The 12,540-nt window shown below is 73.8% G+C and carries 9 protein-coding genes; 1 reads left to right on the top strand and 8 read right to left on the bottom strand.

Annotated features, from left to right (window positions below; all coding sequences use genetic code 11):
• Positions 1-36 precede the first annotated feature (36 nt).
• The 8 genes from ACFWEJ_RS07510 to ACFWEJ_RS07475 all read right to left on the bottom strand — a co-directional run bounded on the left by ACFWEJ_RS07510 (position 37) and on the right by ACFWEJ_RS07475 (position 11,817).
• Positions 37-1,491, bottom strand: coding sequence for a S1 family peptidase (locus ACFWEJ_RS07510; RefSeq protein ID WP_377228573.1), 1,455 nt, complete (start codon positions 1,489-1,491; stop codon positions 37-39).
• Positions 1,492-1,695: 204 nt separating this feature from the next.
• Entirely contained in the window at positions 1,696-2,817 is a 1,122-nt protein-coding gene (locus tag ACFWEJ_RS07505; protein WP_377228572.1) for an alpha-lytic protease prodomain-containing protein, read from the bottom strand.
• Positions 2,818-3,058: 241 nt separating this feature from the next.
• Positions 3,059-4,000 (bottom strand): LysR family transcriptional regulator, encoded by a 942-nt coding sequence (locus ACFWEJ_RS07500; protein WP_377228571.1) that lies wholly within the window; start codon positions 3,998-4,000, stop codon positions 3,059-3,061.
• 138 nt (positions 4,001-4,138) lie between these two features.
• The gene (locus tag ACFWEJ_RS07495) at positions 4,139-5,722 is read right to left on the bottom strand and encodes a methyltransferase (protein WP_377228570.1); all 1,584 of its coding nucleotides are present in this window, start codon (positions 5,720-5,722) and stop codon (positions 4,139-4,141) included.
• A 17-nt stretch (positions 5,723-5,739) separates the two neighbouring features.
• Positions 5,740-6,930: a hypothetical protein gene (locus tag ACFWEJ_RS07490; RefSeq protein WP_377228569.1), complete on the bottom strand. Its 1,191-nt coding sequence runs from the start codon at positions 6,928-6,930 to the stop codon at positions 5,740-5,742.
• Between the two features lie 78 nt (positions 6,931-7,008).
• A complete protein-coding gene (locus ACFWEJ_RS07485) occupies positions 7,009-7,338 on the bottom strand; it encodes a CD225/dispanin family protein (RefSeq protein ID WP_377228568.1) in 330 nt (109 codons plus the stop codon).
• Positions 7,339-7,405: 67 nt separating this feature from the next.
• Positions 7,406-9,049 (bottom strand): M20/M25/M40 family metallo-hydrolase, encoded by a 1,644-nt coding sequence (locus ACFWEJ_RS07480; protein WP_377228567.1) that lies wholly within the window; start codon positions 9,047-9,049, stop codon positions 7,406-7,408.
• 185 nt (positions 9,050-9,234) lie between these two features.
• A complete protein-coding gene (locus tag ACFWEJ_RS07475; protein ID WP_377228566.1) occupies positions 9,235-11,817 on the bottom strand; it encodes a M14 family zinc carboxypeptidase in 2,583 nt (860 codons plus the stop codon).
• 115 nt (positions 11,818-11,932) lie between these two features.
• On the opposite strand from ACFWEJ_RS07475, the gene ACFWEJ_RS07470 reads away from it, so the two are divergent.
• Positions 11,933-12,511, top strand: coding sequence for a DinB family protein (locus ACFWEJ_RS07470; RefSeq protein WP_377228565.1), 579 nt, complete (start codon positions 11,933-11,935; stop codon positions 12,509-12,511).
• Positions 12,512-12,540 lie beyond the last annotated feature (29 nt).

The following is a 12,540-nucleotide window of genomic DNA, read 5'->3' as shown; positions in this document are numbered from 1 at the left end:
GGTGACCTGAGCGTCTGACACGTCAGGGAACGGGGATCACGGGGTGGAGTAGCCGCCCGTGTACGAGCCCGAGCCCGAGTACGACTCCACGATCCAGCGGTAGGTGCCGGCCGTGCCCGAGTAGCTCACGCTCTCGTCGGGCGACGACGTGATGCCCTGGGCCACGGTGACCCAGCTGCTGCCGCTCACCTTCTGCAGGAACAGGTCGAAGTCGGCGCCGCTGGGGCCGTCGAGGCAGCCCGTGATGGTGCCGGACGACGCCGAGAAGCCGCTGCTGCTCGGCTTGTAGGTGAAGGCGCCGCTGGTCAGCGAGCCGCTGAACGCCGTCTCCTGGCTGGCGCACCCGGTGGGCGGCGTCGTGCCGCCGCCACCCGTGATCAGCGTGACGCCCGCGGCGCTGAGCGCCTCGTTCACCGGCTGGAAGTAGGTGGTGCCGCCCGAGGAGCAGTTGCCGGAACCACCGGAGGTCATGCCCTGGGCCTGGGTACCGGCGAGCAGCGAGCCGCCGGAGTCGCCGGGCTCGGCGCAGACGTTGGTGCGGATCAGGCCCGAGACCGTGCCCTCGGCGTAGGTGACCGAGGCGTTCAGGGCCTGGATAGTGCCGCAGTGCCAGCCGGTGGTGGAACCCGAGCGGCAGACGGTGGCGCCGACGGCGGCCGCCGTCGAGCCCGCGACGTTGACGGTGCCGCCGCTGTAGTTGTTCACCGCGCCGACCGGGGTGTCGTCCGTGCCGACGTTCACGTAGGCGTAGTCGTTGCCCGGGAACGAGGAGGTACGGAAGGTGCCGCTGGGGCTGGTGGTGGCGTTGCCCACGTCACCGCAGTGACCCGCGGTGACGAAGCCGCCGGTGGCCGAGAAGCCGACCGAGCAGCGCGAGCCGCCGATGTAATAGGCGTTGCCGCCGATCACGTTGATGAAGGTGCGGGGCATCTCCGCCACCTCGACGAGGGAGACCGTGCCGGCCGCGACCCCGGCGTCCGCGACGGCGGCGGCCACGGCGGCCTTCGCCCCCTTGGCCACCTCGAGGACTACGGCGTTGGACTCGACGTCCACGTAGGCGCCGGCGACGTCGGCCCGCGGGGCCGCCCGGTACGCCTTCGTGGCGAGCCGGTCGAGCTGCGCCAGCGACCTGTCGACGGTGACCGCCGTGGCGCCGGCGGCGCGGACCTCGGCCGCCCCGGCCTTGTCGGTGACGGCCACGAACAGCTCGGAGCCGTCGACCCACGAGCCCGCGTAGCCCTTGTCGAGAGCCTTGACGATGGAGTGCTGCTTGTCGGACAGAGCCTCGTCCGTCTTGAGGCGGTCCACGGCCTGGGAGGTGGTCAGGCCGAGATCGCGCTCCAGGGCCGCGACCATGCCCGGGGCGTAGCTCGTCACCTCGGGCTTGTCCGCTCCGGCAGCTGCGCCTGCGGTAGCAGCGGTGATGCTGCCGGCGAGAAGCGTCGCCGCGGCTGTGGCCACGGTGATCGCCTTGAAGGATGTGCGTCTCATGTCCAGCGACTCCTGTCGTCGGGGCAATGGATTCACCCAGTGCGGCACAGCGTATGGTCGCTTTCAGGCAACTCCCAGATACCGGTTAGGACATATCGGAGCAATATGCGGACATGCCGCAGAGCGGGTAGGGACTTCCCCCTACCCGCTCCGCGGCCCGACGGATCGGGGCGTACGGCGCCCCGGCGTCGGCTCGTCAGAGGGTCAGTTCGTCAGGAGCGACACCCCGGCCGCGCTCAGCGCCTCGCCCACCGGCTGGAAGAAGGTCTGGCCGCCGGAGGAGCAGTTGCCCGAGCCACCGGAGGTCATGCCCTGCGCCTGCGAGCCCGCGAGCAGCGAGCCGCCCGAGTCGCCCGGCTCGGCGCAGACGTTGGTCTGGATGAGACCGGAGACGCTGCCCTCGGCGTAGTTCACCGTGGCGTTGAGCGCCTGGATGGTGCCGCAGTGCCAGCCGGTCGTGGAGCCCGAGCGGCAGACGCTGGCGCCCACGGCGGCCGGCGTCGAGCCCTCGACGGCCACGGTGCCGCCGGCCCAGTCGTCGACCACGCCGACCGGCGTGTCCGAGTCGACCGAGACGTAGCTGTAGTCGCTGCCCGGGAACTCCGAGACCTCGAAGGTGCCGCTCGGCTCGCTCGCCGAGGAACCCACCGAACCGCAGTGCCCGGCGGACACGAAGCCGCCGGTCACGGCGAAGCCGACCGAGCAGCGCGCGCTGTCGTCGATGAAGTACGCCTCGCCGCCGATCACGTCGGCGAACGTGCGGGGACGCTCCGCAGCCGGCGTCAGCGAGACGACGCCGGCGGGCACGCCCGCCTCCGCCACGGCGGCCCGGACGTCGGCCTGGGCGCCGTCGACCACGTCGACGACGATCTCGTTGGTCTCCACGTCGACGTGGTACGAGGTCACGTCGGCCGGGGACAGCACGCCGTCCAGGTCCGCGGTCCAGGCGTCGAGCGCCTTGAGCGAGTGGTCCGCGGTCACGGGGGTGGCCCCGGCCGCGCGGACGTCGGGCGCCTCGGCGGCGTCGGTCACGGCGACGTGCAGGGCGTCCGCCCCCTCGACCCAGGCCCCGGCGTAGGAGGCGCCGAGCGACTTCTCCAGGCTCTGCTGCGTGTCGGCCAGGAGCTCCTGGGCCTGGAGCTGGGCCACGGCGTCCGCCGTGCTCAGGTTCAGGTCGCGCTCCATGGCGGAGACGAGACCCGGCGTGTAGCCGGCGGTCGCGGCCTCGACGTCGGACGGTGCGGCTGCGACGGCGCTGATGGTGCCGGCAAAGAGGCCCACGGTGGCGGTTGCCACGGCGACGCCCCGGAGGGAAGTGCGACTCATCTCCAGCGACTCCTTGGATCGGAGAGGGTGAAGTTCCACCCGCGGGTGCTTTTTCACCCGCTCTGCCACCGTAGGAGGAGATGGACTTCACGCCCAGATCACACTCAGGTCATACATATTTCCTATGGAGGGCAAACCACGTAAGTGTTCACGTCAGCTGAGTCCCTGTCGACTGAGCCTGCGGCTCCGCTCCGGGCGCGTGCCTCGTTCCTCGGCCCCCACCCTGCGCTGCGCCTCCGGCTCAGCCGAGCATCCCGTACATCGCCAGCCACTGTTCGTACTGCGGGCTGCGGCGCACGGCGTCGCGGTGGGCCCGGTGAGCGGCGCCCTCGACGGCCTCCAGGTCCACGCGCAGGTCGGCGTCGTGCCGCCAGCCCAGGTAGTGGGTGCGGCGCAGGGGCGCCCCGGACAGGGGCACCGTCGCCACCCCCGGCGGGTCCGGCTGCCCCGGCTCCACGAGCGCGACGGCGCGGCCCGCCCGCACCTGGTCGACGGCGGTGGTCCACTCGGCCTCGCCCATGCCGCGCGGCGTGAACCCAGCGCGCACGCACGCCGACACGAAGCACTCCTCGAGGCAGCCGTGCGACGGCACGCAGAGCCACTGCTCCTCGGCCAGCTCGGCGAGGGACACCTCGGGCTTGCCCGCGTACGGGTGGTGCTCGTCGATCAGCACGAACATCGGGTCGGTGCACACCCGCGTCCACGACACCTCGACGGCCGCGGGCGGCGAGACGTCGGAGCACATCCCGACCAGCCCGACGTCGATGGTGCCGCGGGCGAGCCGGGACGCGACGTCGTCGGGCTGCGGGGGCATCGCCGTCGTGACCTGCGCACCGGGCATCCCGATGTGCAGCTGGTTGACGAACAGCCCGCCCAGCCCGGTCCCGGTGATGCCGACCCGCACGGTCTCGCCGTGGGCGACGTCGCCGTTGACGAGGCGTTCGGCGTCGTCCGCGAGAGCCGACATGGCGGGGAGAAGCACGCGAGCGTGCCTGAGCACCAGCTCACCGAGCTCTGTCGGTCGCGCACCGAACCGGTCGCGGACGAAGACGTTCCCGCCCAGGGACCGGTCGATGCGGTTCAGCTGCGCGGTCAACGCCGGCTGCGCGATGCCGAGGGCAGCGGCCGCCTTCGTGACGCTGCCCGACTCGGCAACAGCGACAACCATCCTCAAGTGCCGCATGTCGAGTTCCACACGGTGGAAAATATCTGTCATAGCGGGATATGTCTCGGGCATCGACAAGATTTATCGGTCTTCGACAATTCCGTTACGTCCCGGTAACGGCGCGCCACCCCGCCGCGCCGCCCGGGACGCCCGCGCTCACTCCTCCAGGAACCCGTCCCTGACCAGCCCCCGGACCGCCGGGAGCAGCTCGGCGGCCAGGGCGTCGACCGGCACCTCGAACAGCGACGCGAGGGCGCCGACGATCTGCCCGACCGACAGCTCGCCGTCGCACGCGCCCACGAGGGCCGCGAGCGGGCTCGACGCGTGCACGCCCCGCCCGAGCCCGTCCCCCTGCCGCAGCACGACGACGTTCGGGTCGGCCGCGCCCGGCGTCAGGTAGCGCTCCTCCGTGACGTCCGCGGCCGTCACGAGGTGGGCCGCGGCGAGCGCGGCGTCGTCCCGGGCCGCCAGCCAGTCGTGCCCGGCGAGGCTGCGGGCGATGTGCGCCCCGAGCGGCTGGCGCACCGACCCGGTGTGCTCCTCCAGGCGGCGCAGCGTGACGGGACCCGAGGCGGGACGCCGGAGGGTCACGATCCCGAAGCCGACGGCTTCGACGTCCCGGGACGCGAAGTCGTCGAGCCACGCGCCGTACGCCGCGGCCCATGCGTCCGGCTCGCGGTCGGGCGTGGTCCCGCCGTCGCGGATCCACGTCTCGGCGTACTCCGCGGGGTCGAGCACCTCGCGCTGGATGATCCAGCCGTCCAGGCCCGCCTCGTCGAGCCAGCGGCCCACGCGCTCGGCCCAGGGCTCGCCCCGGCGGTGCTCCCAGTTGGCGAGGAGCTGTGCCGTGCCGCCCGGGGCGAGCACGTCGCCGACGCCGAGCACGAGGTCGCGCACCAGGTCGTCGCCCGCCCGGCCGCCGTCGCGGTACTCGTAGTCGCCGATGGCGTCGGCCACGGCGCGGCCCGCCGCGCCGGCGTGCGGCGTGATGACGAACGGCGGGTTGGAGACCACGAGGTCGAACCGCTCCCCCGCGACCGGTTCCAGCAGGGACCCGTGCCGCAGCTCCAGCTCGGCCCCGTCCGGCTGGTTAAGCGCGGCGTTGAAGCGCGCGAACGACAGCGCGCGCCGCGAGATGTCGGTCGCCACCACCTGCCGGGCGTGCCGCGCCGCGTGCAGGGCCTGGATGCCGCAGCCGGTGCCCAGGTCGAGCACCCGGCCGGTCGGGTTGCGCACGGTCACCTGCGCGAGCGTCAGGGACGCGCCGCCCGCGCCGAGCACGTGGTCGGTCGCGAGGCGGCCGCCGGTCGCGAGCTCGCCCAGGTCGGACGCCAGCCACCAGCGCGCGTCGCCGACGGCGTCGACCGAGGAGTAGGGGTGCAGGTCCACGACGGCGCGCACCTCGTCGTCGGCCCCGGAACCCTGCGCGGTGACCAGGCCCAGCCGCTCCGCCCCGGCCGTCCCGGTCGTGGGCAGCGCGCGGTCCAGCGCGGCGCGCGGCACGGCCGCGCCCAGCAGGAAGAGGCCGGCGAGGGTGGCGCGCGGGTCGCGGTCCGACGGCGGCCGCCCGGCCGTCGCGGCGGCGACTGCCCGGCGGGCCGGCAGCGCCTGCTCCCGGTGCAGCGCGGCCGCGGCGAGCGGCCCGAGGACGTCCTCGACGCCGTCGACGTCGTAGGCGGAGGAGGACAGGTCGTCGCGGAGGGAGGCGACGAGGACGGGGTCGGTCACAGGAGGCTGCACGGCCCCATCCTGACGGGCTACCGCTGGCAGTTCGAGTTGACGTAGAGCCCGATGGCCTTGGTCGCCTCGATCATCGCCTCGGTGTCGAGCTCCTCCTGCGCGCCGCCGACCGCCGAGAGCACGGCGGGGCCGTCGTTGGCCTTCACCTTCTCGATGTTGTTCGCCACGGTCGAGTAGTAGGTGAACGCCACCGCCCAGTCCGAGGAGATCGCCTCCGGCGGCGTCACGCCGTCCAGCGCGTTGCGGGCGTTGATGAAGCCCTTGCGCAGGGTCTCGGGCTGGTCCTCGACCATCGCCGACTGCGCGTTGGCGGCCTGCGTCCACGCCATCTGCGTCTGCGCGCACGACGCGGCGTCCGCCGACGACATCGGGCCGCCCCCTGAGGGGAGGTTGTCCATGCCCCAGCCGGTGCCGAGGCCCAGCACGGCGGCGGTGACGCCCGCCAGCACCAGCACCAGCGGCCGGTCGAGGAACGGGGGCAGGCCACGGCGCAGGGTCCGCTTGATCTTGCGCTGCTGGGCCGTGCTGGGGGTGGGGATCCGGCCCCGGGGGCCCTTGCCGGCCTTCTTCGACGCCGGCCCGCGGGTCGCGGGCGCGCTCGGCGCGGGCGCGCCCGTCGCGAGCGGGGCGTCGCCCTCCGGCAGCGGCTCGTCGGTTGCCTCGTCGGCCACCGGGCCCACGTTCAGCGGGAAGCCGCCAGCGGGGGTGGGGGCCGTGTCGTCCTTCGGTGCGCCCTTGGCACCCGACTTGGTGCCCTTGCCCTTGGAGCGGGACTTGCCGGCCTTGCCGCTCTTGCCGCCGGCGCTCTTGCCGCCCGCGTTCTTGCTCCGGCCCCGGGCCGCGGCGGGTTCCGCCGCGGCCGCCACGGAGCCCCACGGGTTGGCGTCGCCCTCGGGCTCGCCGGCCGGGGCGTCCTCGCCGTCGACGACGGCGGGTGCCGGCACGGGGCCCCACGGGGAGCCGGCGCCGCTCTCCTCGGCCGGGGCGGGGGCCGCGGCGTCGGCGGGCGCACCCGCGCTGCCCCAGGGGCTGGGCGTGGCACTGTCGTTCTGCGCGAGCCCCTCGGCCCACTCGAGGGCGCTGGCGCCCGGCGCGGCCTCACCCGCCGCGAGGCTCTCCGCCCAGGTGAGGGCGTTGCTCGCGGGGGGACCACCGGCGCGGGAAGCAGCACGACCGCCCCGGGAGCCCTTGCGCCGTGTCGCACTCATAGCCGCGCACTTTACCCGCAGAACCGGGGAGGACAGGAGGGGCAATCGTGTGATAGCTGACGAACTGTGGGTGAAGTGCTACCCGTTCAGGTAGGCGATGCTCGACCAGAACACGACCACCACCAGCAGGATCACCCAGATGGCGAGCGACACCAGGCCCCAGTTGCGGGCGCGGCGGGACGCCTTGCGCGCCTTGTCGTGCTGACCCGTCCTCCAGTGCGCGTTCACGCGCGACGCATTCACGAGCGCCACGATTCCTGTGGGCCACACGCAGATGGTCATCAGAATGCTGAAGACGAGGTACGACCGCGGCGGGTACTGCAGCTGCGCGGGGTACGTGTGGACGTTGACGTTCACGGGCGAACGCGACCCGCCGGGTGTTCCGGACGGTGCTGCGGAGCTGCTCATGAAAGTCTCCCTCGCCGATGTAGAGGGAGAACTTAGTCCAATTTCGGTGATTTGTTGAATGCCCAGGTCAGCCCGGGATCTTGCGCAGCACCTCACGATAGAAATGCACGCCGCGGCTGAGGGAATCGACGCTCAGGTGCTCTGCGACACCGTGCGTCGACTGCCGCTGCTCCCGCGTCATCACGAACGGGCTGAACCGGTAGACATGGTCGCTGATCGGCGTGAACCGGCGCGCGTCGGTGGCGGCGACCGTCACGTAGGGCGCCACGACGGCGTCCGGGTACGCGGCCCCGATCGACTCGGTCAGGAGCGCGAACTGCTGGCTGTCGGTGGGTGAGACCTCGCTGGGCTCGCTGCTCTCGACGACCTCGATCTCGACCCGCTTGTCCCGGATGACGCGGCGCAGCCGCGCCACCGTCCGGTCCACGGTGTCACCGAGCGCCACCCGGACGTCGAGGCGGGCCCGGGCCGTCGTGGCGGCCACGTTCGCGCCGGCGCTGCCCTCCAGCTCGGTGACCGCCACGGTGGTGCGGACCGTGGCGACGGCCTCGGGGCCGCCGCCCGCCAGCACCCAGGCGGCCAGCTTGCGCAGCGGCCCGGCGGCGGTCCTGGCCGCGAGCCGGAGCGTGGCGCCCTGGAGCCCCTTCGCGCCGGGGGCGACCCGGCCCAGCAGCTCCACGGTCGGCGCGTCGACCCGCGCCACGAACCGGTGCCGCCCCACGCGCGTCACCGCACGGGCGAGCCGCGTGGTCGCGGACCACCGGCCGGGCGTGGCCGCGTGGCCCCCGACGTCGGTGGTGTACAGGTTGATCCCGACCAGGCCCTTCTCCGCGACGCCCACGAGGGCCGTCTGCCGGTCGACGCCGGGCAGCACGTCGGTCGCGACGGACCCGCCCTCGTCGATCACGAGCCACGGCCGCACGCCGAGCTCGTACAGGCGGCGGACGGCGATCTGGGCGGACTCGCCGACTGTCTCCTCGTCCGCGCCGAAGAACAGCCAGATGTCGCGCTCGGGCACGAAGCCCTCGGTGAGCAGCGTCTCGACGGCGTCGAGCACCGCGACGAGCCCGCCCTTGTCGTCGAGGGTGCCGCGGCCGTGCACCACCCCGTCGCGGATCTCGCCGGAGAACGGGTTCCCGGCCCAGTCGGCGCCCACCGGCGCGACGTCCTGGTGCGCCATGAGGACCACCGGGTAGGGGTGCAGCACGTCCTGCCGCCCCTTGCCGGGCCAGCGGTAGAGCAGGCCGTGGTCGCCCGCCGGCTCGCTCTGCAGGGCGTGCACACGGGGGTAGAACGTGGCCAGCGCGGCCCGGTGCCGCGCGAACGACTCGTGGTCCAGGTGCTGCGGGTCCCACACCGAGACGGTGGGGATCTGCACGAGCGACGACAGGTGCCCGGCGGCGATGTGGCCGGCCGACGTGTGCCGGTCGGCGTACGGCTCCGACGGGACGAACGGCGAGCCCGGGCGCTTGGACAGCACGGCGTCCGGCGCGGCGGGCTGCTCGCCGACCGGCTGGCGCCGCTCGGCGTCCGGCGCCTTCGTGGCCGCGCTCCGCTCCGGTGCGCGGCGCTCCGGCGCGGTGCGCGCCGGGGCTGCCGGGGCGCTCGTCGCCTCGCGCTCGGGCGGCGGAGCCTGCCGGGCTGCGGCCTTCGCGATCAGTTCGGCCGTGACCTGAGGGATGGCCTCGGTCGGGTCGATGTCGGCACTCACGGGACCTTCTCCTGCTCCGGGTCCCCCGTCGGGGCCCCCTGCGTCGGGGCTCCCGTCCACGCCCGCGGACCACGGGGCGTTCGGGAGCACAACACCGCAGACGATAGCGGTAGCACCCGGTTTTCCACATACCCCTGGTGATCCCGGACGGGCCGCGGACCGCGCGGGTCAGCCGTCTGCGGTGGTCACGACGCGGCCCAGCGGATCGCCGTCCCTGCCTGGCTCAGGCCGCCCCGGGGATGGGTGCGGAAGAAGACCGAGGTGCCGAACACGAACGCCCGCGCCTGTCCTACTTCGCCGGATACGGCAGCAGTCTGCCCGTCGGCCGCCGCCGGCCCGCCGCCGTCCTCCGCGGACGACCAGTGGCCGGCGAGGAAGCTGCCGTAGGTCAGCTCCGCCGTGGTGCCCCGACCGAGGCCCGTGAACCAGACGGCCGGGTAGACGAACCCCTGCTCCTGCGGGTGGTCGTCCAGGACGTCGCCCGGGGCGTCGGTCTCGATGATGCCGTTGCCGGCCGCGTCGCCCGTCACCGCGGTCCCGCTGACCAGGCCGTACGACTCCGCGGCCGCGAACGCGCCGGCCCCGCGCCCGACGATCGCGCCGCCGTCGCGCAACCAGGACCGGACGAACGCGTGGCCGGCCGACCCCGCGGGCAGGTCCAGGGACGAGCCCACCCACAGGACGTCGGCGCCCTCGAGACCGGTCGGCCGGCCCGCCGCCGCGCTCGTGCCGATCCCTCTCGCCGAGACCGCGACGAGGTCGTCGAAGCCGAGCGCCAGGAGCGACAGCCGGTCGTCCTGGTCGCCCACGTACGCGATCCTCAGGTCCTCGGCCGGCTCCCCCGCCGTCCAGTCGGCGCGCGACGCCGCCGTGAAGTCGATGCCGTACCGGTCGGCCACGTCGTGGGCGGCCCCATGCCCGCGCGGCCCGACGACGGCGCCCCCGTCCGCCGTGAGCCGCACCTGGACGCCCTGGCCCAGCAGGTCGTTCAGGGCGCGCTGGTCCGCGACTCCGGCCAGGTCGAAGCCGACGTAGGGCTGCCCGTCCGGCACGTCGCCGCTCTCGCGCCCCGCGCGGACGGGGACGGTCCGGCCCACCGGGCCGTCCGTGGTGGCGCCCACCCGGTCCACCGTCGCGCCCCACAGGGCCGCGAGCGACCACGCCGAGACGTCGTACATGGCGGGGACCTTGGCGGAGATGTCCGAGCCGGGGCCGAGCAGCGAGCTGGCCAGGCCACGCAGGGGCTGGTGCAGGTCCACCACGTACGAGCCGGCGGGATAGGTGGTGCCCGTGCCCGCGACGTGCGCGGGGGCGGTCAGCCGGCCCACCTCGATGCCGTGGAACAGGAGCGTGTCCACGAGGTCCTCGGCGTCGCTCGCCGACCGCTGACCCCGGCCCGCCGGGATCACGTACGCGCGCGGCAGCCGCACCGTCTCCTGGTCATCAGCCCGGTCCCAGAGCCGTTTCCACTCGTCCGGACCGGGCACGCCGGCGATGTTGCGGGTGGTCAGCGCGACCTTCGGCGCACCTGCCACCCCGCGGCGGAACGTCTCGACCTGGTTCGCGAGCATGGCGCCCGAGTGGGTCCGGACGTAGTCGATCATCGACGTCATCGTCGTGACGGCCACCTCGGTGTCCACCGCCGAGTCGGCCCGCGTCGTGGTGGGGCCCGTGCGGCCCAGCGGCAGCTCGACCGTCGTGGTCACCGCGCCCTGCAGGGACGCGTACTGCGCGGTGAAGACCGGCGGGTAGTCGTCCCAGCCCGACGGCGTGTCCCGGTAGGGAATCCTGACGAACCCGGTGTCCTCCTCGACCGCGTCGCCCGTGTCGGGGTCGTAGGAGGTGTTGCCGTCGATGTCGGCCGCGACGACGTCGTCCTCCACCCGGCGCGCTATCGCGTAGGCGTGCGGCACGAGCAGGTCGTACTCGTAGCTCTCGCCGTGCGGCGGACCCGCCGGCTCGACCTGGAGCACGTCGGTGTACCCGTGGAAGTCCGCCGCGAACAGCGGCTGCACCGCCTGGACGGTGCGCACGTACGAGCGCGCCTCCGGGGTGGCGAGCGTGATCATGTCGCGGTTCGCGTCCAGGCCCAGGGACGTCTCCCGGGTCGCGTGGGTGCGCCCGTCCGGGTTGAGCGTCAGGCTGAACACGAGCCGGTGGTGCGCCAGGGTCTCCCGCGTCGCGCGGTCGTCCGCCGTGGCCAGGCGCTCGATGACGCGCAGCGCCGCGTCGGTGCCCTCCCACTCGTCGCCGTGGATGTTGGCGCTCATCCAGATCGGGGTCTTGTAGCCCGCTTGCAGGGCGGCGTCGCGCGCGGCGCGGTCCGGCCGCTCCCGGATCTCGGTGCGCCACGTGGCCTGCCGCGCGGTCTCCGACCGGCGCTCCGGCGCCGTCACGGTGACCAGGTAGAGGTCGCGACCCTCGGTCGACTGCCCCACCACCTGCGTCGAGACCCGGTCGCTCCGGTCCATCAGCCGCGTCAGGCGCGGCGCGAGGTCCGCGTGGCTGACCGTGCCGTTGCGCTCCGTGGCGTCGCGCTCGTTCGCGGGATAGACCCGCAGGTCGGGCTGGTACGGGTACGACGTCGGCAGGCGCAGCCCGGCCTCGCCGCTCGGCACCGGCTCGGGCGGCAGGTAGGAGGCGACGAACGCGCCGGGGTCCGTGGGGCCGTCCGCCGGGCCGGTCCGCGCCACGGCGGGCGCGCCGAGGGCGCCGACGGCGAGCGTCGCGCCGGTCAGCGCGGCGAGCAGGCGAGTACGAACGAGCAACGGTGCCTCCCAGCGACAACGCGGCCCAGTCTGGACCATGACGCGGGGGAAGTGGGAGCAGACGCCGGCCGACTATCCCGTTGACCGCCCCGGGACCGGAGGGTGCACTGGTCCCATGACGACAGAGCGATGGACCTCAGCGACCGTGTACCCCGACATGTGGGCGGACCCGGACGACGACCCGCGTGAGGCGCTGTCCAACCCGGTCGGCGAGAAGGAGACCCTCTGGAACTACCTCAAGCACTACCGGCTCACGCTGGAGATGAAGTGCGACGGGCTCGACGCCGAGCAGCTCGCCCGCCGGTCCGTGCCGCCGTCGACCATGTCGCTGCTGGGGCTGGTGCGGCACCTGGCGCACGTGGAGCAGAGCTGGTTCCAGCGGGTGCTGCAGGAGCAGCCGGACCTGCCCAAGCTGTTCGGCAAGTCGCCGGAGAACCCGGACGCGGACTTCGACGGCGCCGTGGCCGACCCTGCCGTCGTCGAGGACGCGTGGGAGAACTGGCGGCGCGAGGTCCGGGACGCCGACACCTGGATGGAGACGCTGCCCGAGGACGGGCTGGGCGCGACCGTCACCCGCGGCGACGAGCAGATCCCGGTCCGGGACGTGCTGGTGCACATGATCGAGGAATACTCCCGGCACGTGGGCCACGCCGACCTGCTGCGCGAGTGCGTGGACGGCCGCGTGGGCCAGTAGACCCCCTGCCGGGACAGAGCTGCGGCGAG

Source organism: Promicromonospora sp. NPDC060204, assembly GCF_042728455.1.
GTDB lineage: Bacteria > Actinomycetota > Actinomycetes > Actinomycetales > Cellulomonadaceae > Promicromonospora.
This window is presented reverse-complemented; position numbering and strand designations above follow the sequence as displayed.